This is a genomic window from Dermabacter sp. HMSC08H10, from assembly GCF_001807585.1.
Lineage (GTDB): Bacteria > Actinomycetota > Actinomycetes > Actinomycetales > Dermabacteraceae > Dermabacter > Dermabacter hominis.
Genome location: NZ_KV789415.1, coordinates 139,995 through 158,770, shown reverse-complemented (window position 1 = coordinate 158,770; position 18,776 = coordinate 139,995). Strand labels below are relative to the sequence as shown.

The following is an 18,776-nucleotide window of genomic DNA, read 5'->3' as shown; positions in this document are numbered from 1 at the left end:
GGCAGCGGGCATTTGGTGAGAGCCCTTTCGGTCGCCGACGCCGCTGTTCGCGCGGGTTATTCGGTGTGTATGGCAGGCTCGATTCAGTCGCCGCTCGCGCGTCAGTTGGTTGCCGAGGCGCAGATCCCGGTTGTACCGGCTACGAGTGATCTTGGTGAATTGGCGGCAGAGCAGGGAGCCTCCATTGTTCACGTGGACGACTATGCGGTGGACAACGATGCCCGCGGGCAGGTGCACGCGTGTGGCGCGTTGTTGTCGTCGATGGAGGATGGCAGCTACGGCCAGCGTGACGCCGATGTGATGATCGATTCGACGATCGGCGCGGAACTTACCGATCGTGAACGGGTGGCGGGCGGCCGCCAGCTGCGAGGGATTACCTATGCGCCGATGCGCAGGCAGGTGTTAGCGGCCAGAGAAAGCCGCAAGAAGCACTTCACGCCATCAGCTGTTCCGCGAGTTTTGATCGTCATGGGGGGAACCGACGCGACGTCTGCGGCAGCCACGATCGCGGGGCTGTGTGCGGGCCTGTCGAGGCCACTTGCGCTCACGGTGATCGCCCCCAAAAATCATTGGCAGGCTGTCACTGAAGCGGCGGGCGCGGGGGTGGAGCTCTTGGAGCCGACTCCCGCGTTCTTGGATATCGCCGCCACGATGGATGTGGTGATTAGCGCCGCCGGGACGAGCGCATGGGAGCTCGCGTGCATCGGTGTGCCGACCTTGCTCGTTGCGGTCGTCGATAATCAAAAAGCGGGTTATGCCGCTGCGATCGAAGCAGAAATCGCGAATGGCTTGGGCACTCTTGAAGAGATCCGCACCAACCTCGATCGGGCCGCCGCGCGTTTGGCGGAATTCCTCGCCGCCCTCGATAAGGGAGAGGTGAGCACGCGCCAAGCCACGGCGAAGGTGGATGGCCGCGGAGCTGACCGCATTGTGCAGGCTTGGAGCGACGCTTTCGATGAGCGGTGCGCAGCAGCTCAAGGTTCTGACGCTGCTCACGGGGCAGGGGCGGCGATCACCGTGCGCGATGCCACGATGGATGACTGCCTACATCTGCTTCGCTGGCGCAATGACCCAGCGACCAGGGCGGTTTCTCGCTCAACTGAGGCCATCGGTCTCGACTCTCACGCCCCCTGGCTTGAACGCACGCTTCAGCGTGACGATCGTGAACTGTTGATCGTTGAATTCGAGGGGCGCCCCGTGGGAATGGTGCGGTTTGATGCGGAAGATTCCGCGTGGGAAATCTCCATCAATATGGCGCCGGAGTCTCGGGGGCGTGGGTACGCCCGCGCCGCGCTTTCGGAAGCGGAGCAACTTTTCTTCCGACGCCACCCGGGTACGTCGATAGTGGCGTTTATACGCGCTGATAACGCAGCTTCCGCAGGCCTGTTCGATCGGGCCGGCTATGTGCCGTGGCCCGATCGAAACGAGCCTGAGTTCGGAGCTTTCCTTAAATCAGATCCCAGCTGAGGGCGGTCCCTTTTGCGGCGTCTGCCCTGAACGTACGGCCCATCACCGTATCGTAGTAGCGAGGCTCGAGGCCGCCTGCGGGGCGAATAGAACGTACGTTCTTTTCGGTAACGACATCGCCGGCACGGACGTCCTCAACCACGTACAGGGAGCGGCGTAGGCGCTGGCTTTCTGCTTCGCTTGCAACGGGACCGATGTGGACGTCGCCGATCGCGAGCCAGGCCGCGTAGGACTCGTCGACGAGTGCTTTGAGCTCTTCGGGCTCCAGCGAGAAGTCGGAGTCCACGCCGCCGTCGGCGCGGCGAAGGGTCACGTGCTTTTCGAGGATCGAGGCGCCGAAGGCAACGGCAGCAACGCTCACGCCGATGCCCTTAGTGTGGTCGGAAAGCCCGCTGACCACGTTCCAGGTGTCGCGCAGTACCTCGATCGTACGGAGGTTTGAGGCGTCTGCCGTGGCAGGGTAGGAGGACGTGCATCCAAGGACGGCGATCTGGTCGTTTCCTTCTGCGCGGATTGTTTCCACGGCAAGATCGATGTCGGCCGCATTGGCGGCGCCGGACGAAAGAATGATCGGCTTGCCGGTCCGTGCAACGGTGCGGAGCAACGGAATGTCACCAATCTCGAGCGATGCGATCTTGTACAGTTCAACATCCAGATCTTCGAGCAGGTCAACGGCTGTGGCGTCGAAGGGACTTGAGAAGGGGACTAGTCCGTGTTCCCGGGCGCGCTCGAAGATCGGCTCATGCCACTCCCACGGCGTGTGTGCTTCTTGGTACAGGCTGTAAAGGTTGCGGCCACCCCATAGGTCGTGGCCGGCGCTGATCTGGAAGGCAGGGCCGTCGGCATCGATCGTGATGGTATCGGCGGTATAGGTTTGCAGTTTGATTGCGGGGGCGCCGCTCTCGGCGATCGCATCTACGATCGCGAGGGCGCGGCCGAGATCGCCGTTGTGGTTCCCCGACATTTCAGCGGCGACGAATGGGCGGTGCCCTTCGCCGATTGTGTGGTCACGAAGGTTGATCGTCTTGGGTGCGTGCTGATGTTGCGACATGCCCCCGATCATACCGCCGATGTGAGGGTGGCTTTCTAAGCGTCGCCGCCTGACTTTTGGTGGCCGTCGGTAAGCGGTGTGGGCAAGAGATCATGCGTGGCGATCCGCGGGAGGGGCCCGGGCAGGTGGCTGAAGGGGTGTTTCAGGAACGCAAGGGGCGAGTTTCCCGACCCTGCGTCTTGGGCGCCGTCGGGCCGTTTGACAATGCCCAACACCGCACCTGCCTTTCGCAGGGGAGCGCCGCACCAGTAGTCAAACCAGGGCCTCACGTGACGTTTGTCCCAACCGAGAAGTTCACGCAGCTCATCGGGCTCGCGCATGTCGTCGATGCCCAGTTCCGCAAGCGCAATGTCGGTTCGAGCCTCGACGGAACTCGATTCAAAGAATTCTGGCCACACCTGTTGCGTCCGGGTTGAGACGGTGGTGCCGAGTGAGCCGACTGCTACCGCTGGCCCGTAAATCTCAGTGGGGGTGCCTTCTGCCGCGGCGTACACGACCGCGGTGGAGAGCTGATTGGACACCACGCGGTTCGCTGCTCGCACCAGGTACAGGATGCGGCCCAGGAAATTCGGGTCACGCCGATCACCGGCGCTGACGACTTCGTGACCGTGATCCTTCCACACCTGCACCGCTGCCGGGTCCGCAAGGTCCTCGGGGTGGACGCACACGACTGCGGGGCCTTCGCGACGGGCAAGCTCCTTGGCAAAACCGCTATTGGCACTATCGATTTTCACGAGTCGCGTGGAGTGCACGGGAAAGGCGACGGTCTTTCCAAGGGGCTCGAGGGACACCTCGCGCGCGAGCGCGCTGAGGTACAGCCAGGGTGCCCCGATGGCGGTCGTGGGGAAATCGTCGCGTTGGGCGTCCCACGCGCGCGAGTGGTGACTCCACACGAGCCGACGAGCAGTCCGGGGGAGCTTCGCGAAATCGGAAAAGTGTACGAGCGTGGGTGAGGCGACGGTCCAGCCGTGTTGCACCAACCCGTCAATGTGCCTCACCGATTTCTCACCCGTGTAACGGGCAAGGGCCGCACTGTGGCCGTAGTAGTGGTTTTGAATGTCCATCGCTATCAGCCGAAGATTTCGTGCCGGGATTCCGGAACAGTGAAAGGCACGAGATCCGCGGGGGACTGCGCGAGACGGAAGAGGCCGGATTCCACATCCTGCAGTGTTTCCTCGTAGCCCGGAACCTCAATCACGAAGGTGGGCTTGCCGAGCGCTGCGGATTCCCACAGAGAGGTGGAGAACGTTCCCACGCTCATCCGGGCCTTACTCACGGTGACCAGGGTGTTTTCTGCGGCGATGTCGACGCGGCCCTCGAGCCCCGCTGCCGCGATCTCCTTGCCGATAATGGCGCGCTGTGCCGGGTGGGGGGCAACGACGATCGAAAGCTCGGGGCGTTCGTCGGCGATTCGTTTCACGAAGGCCAGGATCCGTCGGAGCACACGCGGTTGGGAGATCACGCACACGTCCCAGCGTGGTTCGGCGCTGCCGGCGGCCTCCTGGGCGGCGACAAAGTCGCTTTGCTCGCGAGGGACGATCACGCATTCGTCGTAGACGTTGGTCCGTTCGGCCCACATGCGCGACCAGGCATGGAATCGGCTTGCGCCGTAATGCGGGGTGCCGCCGAACCAGAAGCTCGGCGCGTACCGACTTGTGAGCGCGTATTGAATATCGCCCACGAGTGCGCCAGAGCGCTGCGCCGCGTTCACGATGCCCGCGCGCCAGTGGCTGGAGGCGATCATGACCTCTTCGGGCTTGACGCGCTCGAATACCGGGGTGAAGAAATCGCGTTCGAGTTGGAACTTCGCCAGACGGTTGCGCAGGTGGTCGCCGAGGTCGACACGCATGCCGAGGGCTGAGCTGAGGGCCTCCTCGAAGGGGCGCGCATCGACTTCCGGCACACGCAAGTGTGACCAGCGCTGGCGCCAGTGCCCGCGCCACTGGTCGAACTCAGCGAAGGGGTAGACGAGCGGGGAGTCCTCGACGCCGGGGTACCCGTTAGCGTCGGCTTGAACGACAAACAAGGTGCTGTCATTGACATAGGGGGCCGTGCGGTATCCGCTCTGCCCGCGGCGCACATAGTCGAACACAACGGTGCGAGCCTGCGGCGCTGTGGTGAGCTGCTTGGGACCGTCGTACGCGGATTTCACCGGGGTGCCGATCGCATCAGCGGCGCCCCACAGGCCAAGAGCCTCGGCAAGCTGAATCACGAGGGCCGAGCGACCAAGCTCCCACAGGTAGACGCCGTCGCGGGTGGTGATGTCGAAAAGGCCGTACTCGCGTTCAGCCTCGCACAGGCGGTCGAAGAACTCTCCATAGGTGAATGGGGACGAGAAGGTGCGGGTGGAGAGTCCATCGCGCAGACGCACCTGGTCGTACTCGCCGCGCACGAGGACCGACGGGGCGTGGGTGAGGGTCCCCGTCTCGACCGCGACGGCGCCCGCCGTGTTGACGGGGGTGTCGAAGTTGTCGGTGCCGCCCGTGACAGGGAACCACGGGTGGGTGCCGATTTCGCGATGCGGCGCGATGGGTTCTTTGACAGCGACAGCGTTGCGAAGCAGCGCGATGCCCGATCCCGCGTAGGACTTAGCGACGCTGGACACGCTCGTCACGAGCTTGTTGGAAAGCCCAAGCGTCTTGCCGAACTCGCGAAGGCCTTGGCTGAGACCGCCATCGGATTGCTTAGTGTGCGGCTGCGCTTCAGGCTTTGAGGGCTGTGCAGGAGCAGTCGATTTCGGTGGATTGGGCGTCGTGGTGGTCTGAGCCGCCGAGGTGGCAGGGGGTGTGGCCTGTGCCGGCTGCTCCTTGGTGCGCGAGGCTTGCAAGTGCTTGTTGAGTTCCGTGGCGACCTGACGAACTTTCCAGGAGACTGCTTCGGCACCCTTATCGAGGAAGGACACGAGGGCTTTCGGCGTCGTGGACCATGACACGTGCTGGGCCCCACCCTGGGCTGCGTGGAGGGTGTCCACAGGGGTGTAGTCGGCATCGCGGCGTAGGTGGCCGAAGACCTTGAGCTCATGACGGGTGGTCGTGTGCCCGAGATAGTGGCGTTCTTGAGAGCCCGGTTCTGCGGTGTAGGAAATGACTTCCTTGCCGAAAGCGGGGAATTGGATCAGCGTTTCGCGGGTGGTGTGCGCGGCTCCTCTACGCTTGATGCTGCGCTGCTTGATAGTCGGCGTCGTGATTCGCTCGGAGTTATCGATCTGCACATCGTGCAAAGGAGCATCGCCCGAGACCCTGATCTGGTGGTAGCGCGAGAGCCCGCGCCATTTCACTCTGTGGCTAATCTGCTCGGTGGAGATGGGCTCGCCGCCCTCGACAGCGAAGACCTCGGTCAGATCGATAGCCTTTCCCCTCGGTCCGAGGAACTTCTCGTAGCGCTTGCCAACTGCCTCTTGTGAGAAGTGCTGATCGTAGCGTTTGCGGCCCGCTGCGCCGAAACGCTCGCGCATGGAGGCATCTGCGCTCAGTTCGCCGAGGCGTGTGGCGAGGAGATCCACGTCGAGCATGGGGATCAAGAAGCCGGTGTGGCCATCCTCGATGGCTTCGCGAGCGCCGAAGTTAAAGTCGTAGGCGACGACAGGAAGCGAGTGGCTCATTGATTCCAGCAGCGGGTAGGGGAAGCCCTCGGACAGTGAGGTCATGAGCACAATGTCCGCTTCGGAATACACGTCTTGTTCTGAGCCGTATCCGCAAATATTCACGCGATCGTTGAGGCCGAGCCGCGCGATTTCGTCGCGCACTGCGCTCACGTAGGGATTCAGTGGATGCGCAGAGCCCCAGAGGCTGAGTCGCACCGAAGCGTCGTCGATTTTCGCGAGTGCGCGCACGGCATCCAGTTGGTTCTTGCGGTGCTGCAGGGACGCTGGGAGAACGATGTTCACTCCCTCGTGCGACACGCGCGGTATCGCCCTCTTTCCCTCCCCGGGGAAGTTGGGGATGAACTCGACATTGGAGTCGCCGAACAGGTCGATGAACTGCGCGCGCAATCCGTCAGCCACGGTCTGCAAACGATCCAGGCTTCCTCGCACCGACTTCAGCGGTTCCCACAGCTCTTTGTGATGCGCGTAATCGCCGTGGATCTGCAATATCGTGTGCGGACGCCGAGCGGCGCCTCCCAGGGCTTGCTGGAATGCGAGCACCTGGGCGGGGTTGGTGAAAATGATCGTGTCGTCTTCGTCAAGGACGTCGTTGAGTTGGCGCAAAACCGCCATCTGGTTCGCGGTGAAGGAGAACCGAAGCGCACCGAGGTTGCCCGAGTATTCCGGGTACACCCCGCGGTGCAGATGCGAGCCGCCTTCGGCGGGCAGTGACCGCACGGTGAACGCGGGAATTGCTTCATCGAGCGGCCAGGACGGCAGCATCCGCTCCCACACATTGCCGCCACCTAAAAACGCAAGTACCGCAACCGGGTATCCAACGTCGTTCAGGCCATTGGCCAGCTGCACCACCGATTTGTGGTACCCAGTTGGTCCAGCCAGCTCATTTGTGCAGATCAGGATCATTCTTTGCTACCTACCCATGCGGTCGTTCAAATTTTGGATTTTTTCAGCGCGCCCACGGCATTCCTTGCCAAACACCATGCGGCTCTCAATCGTGGCACGTTTTCTTGGTCGCGCAGAACTCGCCACACTGCCCTGATGGCGCGAACCCGGTCAGCCGAGTGCGAGTTCTCCTGCGCGGCGCGGTAGAGCGCGAGGGGCTCTTGAACGCCGTGGGCGGCGCCGTGTTCGCGCGTGATGGTGAGCCACAGGGCCCAATCCTCAGCGCCCTGGTAGTCGGGCATCGTGACCGGCCCCGCAACGGCACGGTTGACCATCGCTGTTAAGTTGCCGATGTGGTTTCCCGTGAGGAGTTTCTCGTATGTGAGCTTCGTCGGCACCCGCACTACTCGGCCCGATGGTTCGAAGTCTTCGGCGCTGTCGTGGAAGCCCGGTTCGATGCGGTGGTAGGAGCTGTAGATCAGCGGGGCCCCTGTGCGTTCCGCGCACGCAATCTGACGCTCAAGTTTGTGCGGCAACCACATGTCGTCTGCATCGCAAAACGCCAGGTAGCGCCCTTTTGCGGTCACGATCCCGGTGTTGCGCGCCGCCGCGGGGCCACCGCTTCGTGGCCGTCGTTCGAGCCGCACTCGGTCATCGGTTTGGGCAAGGCGTTCGACAATCGTCGCGGAGTCGTCGCTCGAGCCATCGTCAACGACCACAAGCTCCAGATCGGGTACCGACTGGCTTAGGATGCTCATCATCGACTGGTGTAAAGTCGCAGTGCCGTTAAAAACCGGCATGATGACAGTCACAAGTGGAGACGAAGGGTCGCGTTGGTTCACACCGACCGATCATAGCGAACACGGCGTCAAAACAGTGAGCCGCGATCTCAGGCCCATAGGAGCATGATTTTGGCTGAAACCAAGCCCTCAGTGGAGTTATCTCCACGATTGAGTTCTGCGCAGGCAGCAGAACTCGCACGCAAGGCGGGCCTGAGGGAAATGGGCGTGCGGCCGCCACTCGGGCGCTACATCGCTCAGGTGTGGCAGCGCCGCTCCTTCATCTGGCACCTTTCGGCCTCCCGCGCCTACTCGCGTAACCAGGGGTCTTACCTTGGGCAGGCTTGGGCAATTCTTCGTCCCATTTTGGATGCAGGAATCTATGTGGTGATCTTCGGCTTCCTGTTCCACGGCAGTGCCCCCGGAATCGATAACCGGGCTGCGTTTATTACGATCGGAACGTTCAGCTACACGCTTTTTCAAACGTCGGTGATGTCGGGCATTAACTCGATTCCCACGAATATGCAGCTCATACGCTCGCACCGCTTTCCGCGAGCGATCGTGCCGCTAGCCTCTGTTATGACCGAGGTTGTGCTGTTCGTGCCGATCCTCGTGGCGATGATGATCATGACCATGGTCACCGGGCTTTTGCCTGGCATGGGTGCGGTGTGGCCCACGTGGTCGTGGCTGCTGCTGCCCTTTGCTGCGGTGCTGTTGGCGACGTTCTCAGCTGGCGTGACCATGTTTTTCGCCCGGCTCGGTGCGAGGGCCCCCGATATCGCGAATGCGTTGCCGTTCTTCCTGACGCTGGGGCGCTACGCCTCAGGCGGCATGTTCCTCCTGAGCGCTATGGTGCCCGATGGCATGTGGATCAAGCCGATTCTCCTTCATCAGCCGCTCACGGTGTACCTGGACTTGTTCCGCGCTGTTTTCGGCAATGAGACCCTCATCCCCATGACGCCAATGTTGTGGCTCGAAGCCATTGTGTGGGCTGTAGTCACATTCGCGATCGGCTTTGTGTTCTTCTGGCGAGTCGAGGAGACCTACGGACGTGACTGAAGATATTGACTTCGAAATTGACCCGAGCGTTCTTCCGAAAAAGGTCAAGCGTAAGCCTCTCGGGCCGCCGTCGGTCATTGCTGACGACCTGTACATCACCTATCGCGTGTTCGGTGGGCGCCGGGGCGGTACGGCAAAGCAGCGCAAGAGCCTGTGGGATAGGGCGATTAGCCTGGGACGCCCCAGCACTGGCCCCATCACCCATGTGCCCGCGGTGAAAGGCGTATCGTTCGTGGCACATCACGGTGAATCTGTGGCGATTCTCGGCACGAATGGTTCGGGTAAATCGACTCTCCTGCGGGCGATCGCTGGGCTGCTGCCGCCTACTGAGGGGCGTGTCTACACCTCGGCTGAGCCGGAACTACTTGGTGTCAATGCAGCGATGCTGCCGCGCCTCACCGGCGAGCGCAACATCATGATTGGCGGTCTCGCCCTGGGCCTCTCCTCCAAAGAGGTGCGTGAGAGCGTGGAGCACGTGGCTGATTTTGCCGAGCTCGGTGACTTCCTCTACCTGCCGATGACCTCGTACTCCTCGGGCATGGCCTCGCGCCTACGGTTCGCGATCTCCACGATCCGCAGTCCCGAGATTCTCATGATTGACGAAGCTCTTGCGACGGGCGACGCCTCCTTCCGCAAGAAGAGCATGGCCAGGATCGAGGAAATCCGCGAGTCGGCAGGCACGGTCTTCTTCGTGTCCCATTCGCTCGCCTCCGTGCGCGCCATGTGCACGCGCGCGCTCTGGATCGAGAAAGGCGTGCTCGTAGCCGACGGCGACGTGGATGAAGTTGCCGACGCCTACCAGGAGTTCGTGGATCGCCGCACGAATGCGTCGTCAGGGGCGAACCTCAAGTAGTCGCCTTTTCGTGTCTTCAGCTTGAACCGTGGAGGTCCAGGGGCCTGCCGGCCTCGTGACCGTGTCGTTCTCGATCCGTACGGTCCGTGCGGTCATGACGAGAGCCAGCCACGGTCGCGCGCCACGGTGAAGGCTTCGAAGCGGTTGGCCGCACCCACTTTTGCCATCGCGTTCGAGAGGTAGTTTCGGCAGGTTCCGGCCGCGAGGTGTGCTTCGGTGGCGATGTCGTCGATGGAGAGGCCCCGCCCCGCCAGTTCCAGTAGTTCGCGTTCGCGCTCCGTGAGGGGGTTGTCGCCCTCGTTGATCGCTAGGGCCGCTGTTTCGGGGTCGAGGTAGCGCCGTCCGGCGTGGACGGTGCGGATGGCCGCGGCGAATTCCTTCGCGTCCGACGTTTTCGGGAGGAATCCCGCGATACCGCGTTCGAGCGCGCGCTTGAGGGCTGCGGGGCGTGCGTGGCTCGTGACGATGAGCACCTGCACACCGGGGTGTTTCTCGCGCACGCGATGCGCAGTTTCGATGCCGTCAATTCCGCCAAGCTGCAGGTCGCACACGAGAACGTCGGCCCCGCCGGAGTCTCGCGCCCACCACTCAAGTATTTCCTCGCCCGAGCCGCACACGGTGGCGATCTCAAAATCCTCTTCGAGCCCGAGCAGGGTCGCGAGGGAGGAGGCAACGAGGGTTTCATCGTCGGCGATGGCGATGCGGATCATGCGCTCTCCTCGGGTGTGTGAGTGGGGGTGGGTCCGACGCTCGCCGGCCCTTCGTCGAAGCATAGCCGCACGGTGAAGTGCGGGGCGTCATGCTCGACGGTGATGCTTCCGGCCGCTGCGGCCACGCGGCGGCGGAGCGACTCGAGGCCCGAGAGCGGGCCGGGGCTTTCGAGCGCGCCGTCGTTCGTCATAGCCACGCTGTCCTCGGCAAGAGTGAGGCGCGCACTCGTGGCGTGGGAGTGACGGAGGATGTTGGTGGTGGCTTCGCGGACAAACCAGGCGGCGTCCTCCCGCCGGTTGTCGGGAACGTCGAGGGAGTCGCCGTCGACGTGGACGTTGATGTGTGAGGCGCCAAGAAGCGCGCGGGCTTCGGCGATTTCGGTGGCGAGATTGATGCGCCGGTAGCCGTGGGCGACGGCGCGCATATCGGCGGTGCTGGCCTTCACGAGTTCCTGGAGTTCGCGAAGTTCCTTCATGGCGTTCCTCTCGCCACGTTCGACGAGGGCGATCGCCACCTGTGTTTTGAGGCTGATCGCCGCGAGCCTCTGACCCATCGTGTCGTGAAGCTCTTGGGCGAATCGGAGTCGTTCCGAGCTGACGTGGAGTTCGGCATCGAGCTTGCGGGCCCGGTCAGCGTCGCGCAAAACGTCGAGGCCCCAGAAGGCGGAGAGGGTGGCGGTGAGGAAGATGAGGGGAATGTAGATCGACGAGAGGACGGTGACGGCGTCAATCCTGAGCTGCGTTGCGCACGTGAGAAGGGCAGCGACGGTGACGGCGATCCACTTGTGTCGTATCCACGGCGCGTGGGCGAGTGCAAAGAGCGCGGTGCACAAAATCGCGTAGGCGCTAGCCCACGCCCCGATCGAAACGGGCGCGAGGACGGACACGAGGATGCACACGATCCAGCCCACGAGCACCAGAATGAAACTGACCTTCGCTCCACGCGCGCGTCCCCGTCTCTCAGGAAACAGTTCGAGTGCGGGTTCGCGTAGAAGAGTGATGCTCACGAGGAGCGTGAGCGCGGCCGAGGCGACTGCCCACAGCAGAGGTGTGAGGCCCGCATGCTTCGAGGTTGTTGCCGTGATACTCGGAATAGCGAAGATGAGCCAGGTGACGGGTGCCGCAAGCGCGACGGACCACTTCGTGTAGAGCGCGTATTTCTCCATGCTGCGCACGCGCGCCGGATCTGCGGATTGGTCGCGCGGGGCGGTGCTCATGCGGTGTCCTCTGTTCGTTGGCGGAAAAGGGGAGACTGGCGGGGCCGGGAGAAGCCCCACCAGTGTCCCACGGGTCGTCCTACGGGTCGTAGCCGGCGGTTTACCGGTTGGATTCCCACTTCATGACCCTCGGTACGAGCACGAGGAGCGCTACGGCCCACAGGGCGAGCATGAGCATGGGGGCGGTTGCCGCCGCGAGCGCCGCGCCGGTGTCGAGCGGCTCGAACCCACCGGTGACCGTCGTTCCCGACCATGCCAGGTGTGCGAGGTCCCCCATGAGGGCGAAGGGCGTGCGGTCGATGATGCGCGTGACCTGTTCGGGCATGAGTGCGCGGAAGGTGCTTTGGGAGGCAATCGCGAGGATCATGACCGGCAGCGAGGTGATCTGGGCAGCTTCGGCGTTCATCGTGAAGGCGCTCGTGAGGAATCCGAGCGCCGCGCTCACGGCTATCCCGACGAGGACAGCGACGAGGAGAGGAACGACGGTGACGGGTGCGGGAGCACCGAGAACGATGAGGAAAATCGGGGCGAGCACCATCAACACGACGGCGAGGAGGGAACTCGGGGCGGCAATCGCCAGGAGAATATCTGAGTCCTTCGCCTCTCCGGTGCGCAGGCGCTTGAGGACCTTTTCGTCACGCCGAGTCGTCGACATCGAGAGAACCGAGTAGTACACGACCATAAGCACTGTCGTAAGGATGGACGTCTCGAGCGCGAGCGAGGCGGCGAAGGCCTTGCCGCCGCCCGCGGAACTGAGGGCGAACATGGCGACCGGGAGGCCAAGGGGGAAGAGAAGCGACGTGAACAGGAGAGTGGGGTTGCGCAAAAACTGCGTGAGCTCGGCGCGCGCGAGGGCAATCGTGCGGGAGAGGCGGCCCGAGCGGGGTGTGGACTGTGCTGTGGCTGTTGCCGTGGTCATGGGGTGTCCTTTCGGTGGAAGCTTTGGTGTCTACTGCGCTCGTCAGTTCTGCTCGCCTGCCACGCGCATGAAGACGGTCTCGAGGGATGCGGGGGTCGCGGAGAAGTCGCGCAGGGCGAGGCGCTCACTCTGCGCCCACTGCAAGATGGCGAGCGAGTGCTCCTGAAGGTGATCGGTTCGCACCTCGTACGTGGAGCCGGAGCGAGTGACCTGGGCGCCGGCAAGGGCGGGAGGCTGAGGGGCGGTGGAGGCGCCGGTGGCGTCGGGCTTTTCCCCGATCTTGAAGCTGATCACCGAGGCCTCCGTGGCGACGATGTCGCGCAGACTGCCCTCGAGGACGATCGCTCCTCGGTGCATGATCCCGATCCGGTCGCACAAGCGCTCGGCTTCTTCGAGGTAGTGGGTCGTGAGGATCATCGTGACGCCGCGCGCCTTGAGGTCTTCGAGGAGCGCCCACACGCGGCGTCGGGATTCGGGATCGAGGCCCGTCGTCGGCTCGTCGAGGAAGAGAATCGAGGGCTGCCCCACGAGAGCGCACGCGAGGTCGAGGCGGCGCTGTTCGCCACCGGAAAGCGAACCGACTTTGACCTTCGCTCGGTGCGTGAGGTCGACGGCGGCGAGGGCTTGATCGGGGGCCATGGGGTTCGAGCACGTTCCTGCCCACATGCGGATCGTTTCGGCGACGGTCAGTTGGGTGGGCAAGCCCCCGGATTGGAGCATGGTTCCCGTGTGGGCGCGAACCTTCGCACGGTCTTTGCGCGGGTCCATGCCGAGGACCGATACGCTCCCGCTCGTTGCGGGGGCGAGGCCCTCGAGGATTTCGAGGGTCGAGGTTTTTCCGGCGCCGTTTGTGCCGAGCAGGCCGTAAACCTCGCCTTCGCGTACGCGGAAGGAGATGCCGTCCACCGCGGTGAAAGCTTTCTTTTTCTTCGCGCCCGTGTAGGTGCGGGTCAGGTTTGAGACGGTGATGGAGTCGTGTGCTGTGGTCATGCTTCTACTCTTCGGCACGCGGGACCCGGGTAGTAGTGGAAAACGTCAGGGGCTTATCGGCGCTTTGTCACGAGTGTGAATGACACATGTCACTGACGTCTCGCCTCGGTGTTCATATTTCGCCACGTGCATTCGCTCCCGTTCCTGGTATCGGTACGCTTACGAAGGTCATGAACTTTTGTGTCACATGGGAGGCCCCGCAGTGAAGCCACTCGTTCTCCAATCGGATTTCGGATACGTCGACGGCGCCGTGAGCGCGATGTACGGCGTCGCCACGGGCGTGAGCTCCGAGCTGCGCGTTCACGACATCACCCACAACATTCCCCCGTACGACATTTGGGAGGGCTCCTACCGCCTTGCCCAGGTCGTCTCGTACTGGCCTGAGGGCACCGTTTTCGTGTCGGTCGTCGATCCGGGGGTCGGCTCCGATCGCCTGAGCGTCGTCGCCCGCACATCAACCGGGCACTATGTCGCGACCCCGAACAACGGGACGCTGACTCACATCGAGAAGTTCTTCGGCATCGAGGAGCTTCGCGAAATCGACGAAAAATTCAACCGCCGCGAGGGCTCGGCGCACTCCTACACCTTTCATGGGCGTGACATCTACGCATTCACGGGCGCGCGCCTCGCGAGCGGAACGATCACGTATGAGCAGGTGGGTCCAAGTCTCGACGTGAGCGAGGTTGTGGCGCTTCCGGTTGTCGAGCCGGCGCGTGACGGGCACGTGCTCACGGGCACGATCGACGCGCACGATAACCGCTACGGCTCGCTGTGGACGTCGATTCCGCGCACGCTCTTCGAGGAAGCGGGGATCCACCACGGCGACTACGCGCGCCTCACGATCACCCACAACGGGCAAACCGTGCACGCGACGAGCCTCGTGTACGCGCCGAGCTTCGCGCACGTCGAGGTCGGCGAGTCCCTCATTTACGTCAATTCTCTCGATCGCGTGGCTGTCGCGATCAATCGCGGCTCGTACGCGAACGCTTTCCACCTCGGGCGCGGCAACAGCTGGCACGTCGCATTCGAGAAGGTCGAAAAGTAAGGATCCCTTATGTCTACTCCCGATACCCCCGCCACCGAAGCCACCCTCCCCGTGACCCGCAGGGTCTCGCCCGTGACGCAGGTTGTCGCGATCGGCATCGGTGCGGCGCTGTTCTTTGTGCTGAGTCGATTCGTTGCGATCCCCGTTCCCGTGCCGAACCTCGCGATCACGTTCCAGTACGCCCTGCTCGCGGTCCTCGCGGTGCTGTACGGACCGTACGTTGCGGGCGTTGCCGGTTTTGTTGGGCACATTCTCGCGGATGCCACCGGTTACGGCATTTGGCTTTCGTGGGAGATTCCGACGGCTGTCTTCGGTCTCATCGTGGGCTTCTTCATGCTCCGTAACCGCGTGAACGAGGGGGAGTTCCCGCGCCGCGATCTCGTGCGCTTCAACCTCGCGGTTATCGTGGGGCACTTCGTGGCGTGGGGGGTTCTCGCGTGGATTCTCGACGTCACGCTCATGGGTGAACCGTTCGACAAGGTTATTGTCCAGGGCCTCGTCGCATTCGTCACGAACTCTGTTCTTACCTGCGTTTTTGGCTCCATCATCCTCGCACTGTATGCGAAGACCCGCACCCGTTCGGGCTCGCTCGAGGTGGGCGCCTAAGCTTTCGCATGGCTTTTCCCTCTCATTCGCCCGAGGCAAACCGCGACGCTCACGCCATCGTTTTCGATGACGTGAGCGTGCACTATCGCACCCAAAAACTTCCCTCGGTGGAGAACGTGAGCTTCACGATCGGCTGGGGTGAGAAGGTCGCGATCGTGGGACCGAGTGGCTCGGGAAAGTCGACCCTGCTGCACGTGATGAACGGTCTTGTGCCGCATCGCTTCGAGGCAAGCGTGAGTGGCAGCGTGAGGGTCGGTGGCGTGGATCCGGTGCGCGCGCCGCTCGTGCGCACCGCCGGTGTGGCCGGCACGGTTCTCCAGGATTCCAACGCGCAGTTCGTCGCGCTTACGGTCGCGGAGGACATCGCCTTTTCGCTCGAGAATCAGGAGGTTGCGTCGGGCGACATGCCGGGCATCGTCGAGCGGGTCGCCAAGCGCGTGGGCCTCACCGAGCTTCTTGAGCACTCGCCGCACGAACTGAGTGGCGGGCAAAAGCAGCGCGTCGCCGTCGCGGGCGTGCTCGTGGACGACGTGCCGATTCTCCTGTTCGATGAGCCGCTTGCGAACCTTGACCCGGCGACGGGTCGCGCGATGATCGAACTGGCTGACGACCTCAATCGGGAGAGCGGCGCGAGTGTCGTCATCATCGAGCATCGTCTCGAAGAAGTGCTGCACAGGGGGGTCGATCGGATCCTCATGATGGCCGGCGGCCGTCTCGTTGCCGATACAACTCCGGATGAGCTCGTGACCTCCGGGCTCCTCACCGATCACGGTATTCGCCGCCCGCTGCACCTCACGGCCCTCAACTATGCGGGAATCGAACCGCCAGCGTCGGCGCACCCCGCTCGGCTCGAGACCCTTCGCCTGAGCGAGAGCGAATGCGCACGGGTGCGAGAGTGGGGGCGTGAGCAGTGGTCCGCGAGGTTCGGCTCGATTTCGGCTCAGGACGTACCGGGGGAGGGGTCCGACGCCACCGCGGCCATCAGCGTGCGCAATCTTCACGTGGTGCACGGCCACGATCAAGACCACGAGGGCGTGCACGCGCTGCGGGGAATCGACCTCGAGGTGCGGCGCGGGGAGATGCTCGCGATCCTCGGCAACAACGGCGCGGGAAAATCGACGCTCGCGAGCGCGATCACGGGTTTTGCGAAGCCGAACGCGGGCACCGTCGAGGTGCTCGGCGACGATGTTCTGAACCTGAGTATCGCCGAGATCGGCACGCGCGTGGGCTTCGTGCTCCAAGAACCGGGCCACATGATTTCGAAGCCGCTCATCTTCGATGAGGTCGCGCTCGGCCCACGCGCCCACGGTCTCGACGAGGAGGAGGTGCGCCGGCGCGTGGAATCTGCCCTCGAGACATGCGGGCTCACCCCGTTCAAAACCTGGCCCGTGAGCGCCCTCAGTCACGGCCAGAAGAAGCGCGTGACGATCGCGGCGGCGCTCGCTCTCGAGCCCGAAATCCTCATTCTTGATGAGCCGACCGCTGGCCAGGACTTTCGCCACTACACGGAGTTCATGGAGTTTATTCGCGAGCTCAACCGTAAGGGCACGACGATCCTGCTCATCACGCACGACATGCACCTTGCCCTCGAGTATGTGCCGCGCGCCGTCGTCCTGAGTGAAGGGGAGATCATCGCGGATTCGTCGCCCGCGCGAATCCTCGTCGACGATGACGTGACGACGCGTGCGAACCTCGGGCGCACGAGCCTCGATGCGCTCGCGGCAGCCGTCGGACTTCCCGTTTCCACTGATGACGGCGGCACCCAAGAATTTGGCCGCAGCGAGTTCGTGGAGGCCGTGATCGCGGTTGATCGCGACAGGCGGGAGGTGGGTGATGCCCGCTAAGTCCGTTCTCGGGTACGTGGATCGGCCGGGTTTCCTGCACCGAGTCTCGGGGCTCTCGAAGCTTATGCTCGCCGTCGCGAGCGTCGTGGGTGCGCTCGTGGGATTCGATGCGCGCTATCTCGCGGCGATGCTCGTGCTCAACATCGTGCTGTGGATTCTCAGCCGCGTGAAGCTGCGCGACCTCGCCGTTGTGCTCGTGATTATTGCGGGTCTCATGCTGCTCAACAACGTGTTCATTTTCCTGTTCGCGCCCGGCTACGGAACCGAACTGTATGGCACGCGCACCGTGCTCATGAACGGCCCGTGGCACTGGGACATCACGAGTGAGCAGCTTTTTTATCAGCTCGTTGTGACGCTCAAGTACTTCGCGGTGCTTCCACCCGTGCTTTTGTTCATTGCGACGACGCGCCCGCCTGAGTTTGCGCAGTCGCTGAACCGCATCGGCGTTCCCTACAAGATCGCCTACTCCGTCTCGATCGCTCTTCGATACATCCCCGATATTCAGCGTGATTTCGTGACGATCTCGAAGGCGCATCAGGCGCGCGGTCTCGAGACCTCGTCGAAAGCGGGTATCGCGACTCGCGCCCGCAACATCGTGGGCGTCATCATCCCGCTTTTGCTCGGCGCATTTGACCGCATCGAGGAAGTGGCGAGTGCGATGGAGCTGCGCGGTTTTGGACGCGGCAAGCGGCGCACCTGGTACGGCAAGAAGCCCCTGACGTGGCGAGACTGGCTCATCATGGCCCTCTCCTTCGCCGTGCTCGCGGTGCCGATCGTGCTCGCGATCGTCAATGGCGGAAGGTTCTGGAACCCCTTCGCCTAGAAGAAGAGGCTCGGCTGCCGCGCAGACAGCCGAGCCCCACAAAGTGCACCTTCGGTCCTCACGGAGCGAGGCGGTCGACCTGCCAGCGGCCTTCTTCCGAATCCAAGGCCGTGAAGCGGATGCGGTCGTGCAGGCGCGAAGCGCCACCCTGCCAGAACTCGATGACGTGCGGGGTCAGTGCCCAGCCGCCCCAGTGCGGCGGGCGGGGAACGTCTTTGCCCTCGAAGCGCTTTTCGGCACGCTCGTTTGCGAGCTGAATGTCTTCGCGTGAGTCGACGATGTCCGACTGCGAGCTTGCCCAGGCGCCGATCTGCGAACCACGCGGGCGCACCGCGAAGTAGGCGTCGGATTCCTCGGGGCTGATGCGGCGCACCTTGCCCTGGATGCGCACCTGGCGTTGAAGCGGCAGCCACGTGAAGTTCAGGGCGGCCTTGCGGTTCACGTCAAGGTCGTGCCCTTTTTGGGACTCGTAGTTGCCGAAGAACACGAACTTCTTGTTCTTGTGTTCCTTGAGCAATAGCACGCGCGAATCCGGCCAATCCGTTTCCGGGTTGATCGTCGAGACGACCATCGCATTCGGTTCGAGCACATCGCCCTCGCGGTCGCGACGCTCGATCGCGTCTCTCATCCATTCGTCAAACAGTGCGTGCGGGTCGTTGCCCGCGAGCGTTTTGGTGAGTTGGCCCTTGGTGTAATTCACGCGTTCCGCGCGAAGATCGGGCGCACTAGCCTTCTCGTTCATGACCTCTCCTCGAAACTCGATGTGGATCGTCCTCGATCCCGATCTACCACTCTAGCCCCGCCCTCTGGTCGCTTGCGGGGACTAAGGGAAGCATCAATGCTCGAGAGCCTCGAGCGTGCTGAGGGCCAGCAACCGAAGGGATGACGGAGGGCATGGCGTATGGCGTAAGCCACTTGGGGGGGGGG

The 18,776-nt window shown here is 63.2% G+C and carries 16 protein-coding genes; 7 read left to right on the top strand and 9 right to left on the bottom strand.

Annotation, left to right across the window (positions count from 1 at the left end):
- Nucleotides 1-15: 15 nt before the first annotated feature.
- Complete coding sequence (locus HMPREF3176_RS01160; RefSeq protein WP_246826612.1) at nucleotides 16-1,467, top strand: bifunctional UDP-2,4-diacetamido-2,4,6-trideoxy-beta-L-altropyranose hydrolase/GNAT family N-acetyltransferase; 1,452 nt, start codon at nucleotides 16-18, stop codon at nucleotides 1,465-1,467.
- On the opposite strand, the gene pseI is transcribed toward HMPREF3176_RS01160, so the two are convergent.
- The 4 genes from pseI to HMPREF3176_RS01140 form a co-directional block, all read right to left on the bottom strand.
- On the bottom strand, nucleotides 1,448-2,518 hold the full coding sequence (gene pseI / locus HMPREF3176_RS01155) for a pseudaminic acid synthase (protein WP_070457528.1): 1,071 nt from the start codon (nucleotides 2,516-2,518) through the stop codon (nucleotides 1,448-1,450). The genes HMPREF3176_RS01160 and pseI overlap by 20 nt on opposite strands.
- Nucleotides 2,519-2,553: 35 nt before the next feature.
- Entirely contained in the window at nucleotides 2,554-3,582 is a 1,029-nt protein-coding gene (locus HMPREF3176_RS01150; protein ID WP_070457526.1) for a hypothetical protein, read from the bottom strand.
- Between the two features lie 5 nt (nucleotides 3,583-3,587).
- Nucleotides 3,588-6,968 (bottom strand): glycosyltransferase family 4 protein, encoded by a 3,381-nt coding sequence (locus HMPREF3176_RS01145; RefSeq protein WP_246826610.1) that lies wholly within the window; start codon nucleotides 6,966-6,968, stop codon nucleotides 3,588-3,590.
- Between the two features lie 83 nt (nucleotides 6,969-7,051).
- A complete protein-coding gene (locus HMPREF3176_RS01140; RefSeq protein WP_070457594.1) occupies nucleotides 7,052-7,804 on the bottom strand; it encodes a glycosyltransferase family 2 protein in 753 nt (250 codons plus the stop codon).
- A 150-nt stretch (nucleotides 7,805-7,954) separates the two neighbouring features.
- Between HMPREF3176_RS01140 and HMPREF3176_RS01135 the strand changes: the two genes are divergently transcribed.
- Both HMPREF3176_RS01135 and HMPREF3176_RS01130 read left to right on the top strand, forming a co-directional pair.
- Nucleotides 7,955-8,842, top strand: coding sequence for an ABC transporter permease (locus HMPREF3176_RS01135; RefSeq protein ID WP_246826606.1), 888 nt, complete (start codon nucleotides 7,955-7,957; stop codon nucleotides 8,840-8,842).
- Nucleotides 8,835-9,695 (top strand): ABC transporter ATP-binding protein, encoded by an 861-nt coding sequence (locus tag HMPREF3176_RS01130; protein ID WP_070457521.1) that lies wholly within the window; start codon nucleotides 8,835-8,837, stop codon nucleotides 9,693-9,695. Before HMPREF3176_RS01135 ends, HMPREF3176_RS01130 begins: the two co-directional genes overlap by 8 nt.
- Before the next feature lie 92 nt (nucleotides 9,696-9,787).
- Here the strand turns inward: HMPREF3176_RS01130 and HMPREF3176_RS01125 are convergent, their stop codons facing one another.
- The 4 genes from HMPREF3176_RS01125 to HMPREF3176_RS01110 all read right to left on the bottom strand — a co-directional run bounded on the left by HMPREF3176_RS01125 (nucleotide 9,788) and on the right by HMPREF3176_RS01110 (nucleotide 13,531).
- Nucleotides 9,788-10,405 carry a response regulator transcription factor gene (locus tag HMPREF3176_RS01125; RefSeq protein ID WP_070457519.1) on the bottom strand — a complete coding sequence of 206 codons (618 nt, stop codon included), beginning with the start codon at nucleotides 10,403-10,405 and terminating at the stop codon, nucleotides 9,788-9,790.
- Complete coding sequence (locus HMPREF3176_RS01120; RefSeq protein WP_070457517.1) at nucleotides 10,402-11,622, bottom strand: sensor histidine kinase; 1,221 nt, start codon at nucleotides 11,620-11,622, stop codon at nucleotides 10,402-10,404. The genes HMPREF3176_RS01125 and HMPREF3176_RS01120 overlap by 4 nt, the downstream gene beginning before the upstream one ends.
- Before the next feature lie 100 nt (nucleotides 11,623-11,722).
- The gene (locus HMPREF3176_RS01115; RefSeq protein WP_070457515.1) at nucleotides 11,723-12,541 is read right to left on the bottom strand and encodes an ABC transporter permease; all 819 of its coding nucleotides are present in this window, start codon (nucleotides 12,539-12,541) and stop codon (nucleotides 11,723-11,725) included.
- A gap of 42 nt (nucleotides 12,542-12,583) precedes the next feature.
- The gene (locus HMPREF3176_RS01110) at nucleotides 12,584-13,531 is read right to left on the bottom strand and encodes an ABC transporter ATP-binding protein (RefSeq protein ID WP_070457513.1); all 948 of its coding nucleotides are present in this window, start codon (nucleotides 13,529-13,531) and stop codon (nucleotides 12,584-12,586) included.
- A 187-nt stretch (nucleotides 13,532-13,718) separates the two neighbouring features.
- Between HMPREF3176_RS01110 and HMPREF3176_RS01105 the strand changes: the two genes are divergently transcribed.
- The 4 genes from HMPREF3176_RS01105 to HMPREF3176_RS01090 are packed head-to-tail and all read left to right on the top strand — an operon-like array spanning nucleotide 13,719 to nucleotide 17,849.
- Nucleotides 13,719-14,576 (top strand): SAM hydrolase/SAM-dependent halogenase family protein, encoded by an 858-nt coding sequence (locus HMPREF3176_RS01105; RefSeq protein ID WP_246826604.1) that lies wholly within the window; start codon nucleotides 13,719-13,721, stop codon nucleotides 14,574-14,576.
- 9 nt (nucleotides 14,577-14,585) lie between these two features.
- Nucleotides 14,586-15,182 carry an ECF-type riboflavin transporter substrate-binding protein gene (locus tag HMPREF3176_RS01100; protein WP_070457511.1) on the top strand — a complete coding sequence of 199 codons (597 nt, stop codon included), beginning with the start codon at nucleotides 14,586-14,588 and terminating at the stop codon, nucleotides 15,180-15,182.
- Between the two features lie 8 nt (nucleotides 15,183-15,190).
- Nucleotides 15,191-17,026 carry an ABC transporter ATP-binding protein gene (locus tag HMPREF3176_RS01095; protein ID WP_070457509.1) on the top strand — a complete coding sequence of 612 codons (1,836 nt, stop codon included), beginning with the start codon at nucleotides 15,191-15,193 and terminating at the stop codon, nucleotides 17,024-17,026.
- Complete coding sequence (locus HMPREF3176_RS01090; protein ID WP_070457508.1) at nucleotides 17,016-17,849, top strand: energy-coupling factor transporter transmembrane component T family protein; 834 nt, start codon at nucleotides 17,016-17,018, stop codon at nucleotides 17,847-17,849. Before HMPREF3176_RS01095 ends, HMPREF3176_RS01090 begins: the two co-directional genes overlap by 11 nt.
- A 58-nt stretch (nucleotides 17,850-17,907) precedes the next feature.
- Here the strand turns inward: HMPREF3176_RS01090 and pdxH are convergent, their stop codons facing one another.
- The gene (gene pdxH / locus HMPREF3176_RS01085) at nucleotides 17,908-18,591 is read right to left on the bottom strand and encodes a pyridoxamine 5'-phosphate oxidase (RefSeq protein WP_070457506.1); all 684 of its coding nucleotides are present in this window, start codon (nucleotides 18,589-18,591) and stop codon (nucleotides 17,908-17,910) included.
- Nucleotides 18,592-18,776 lie beyond the last annotated feature (185 nt).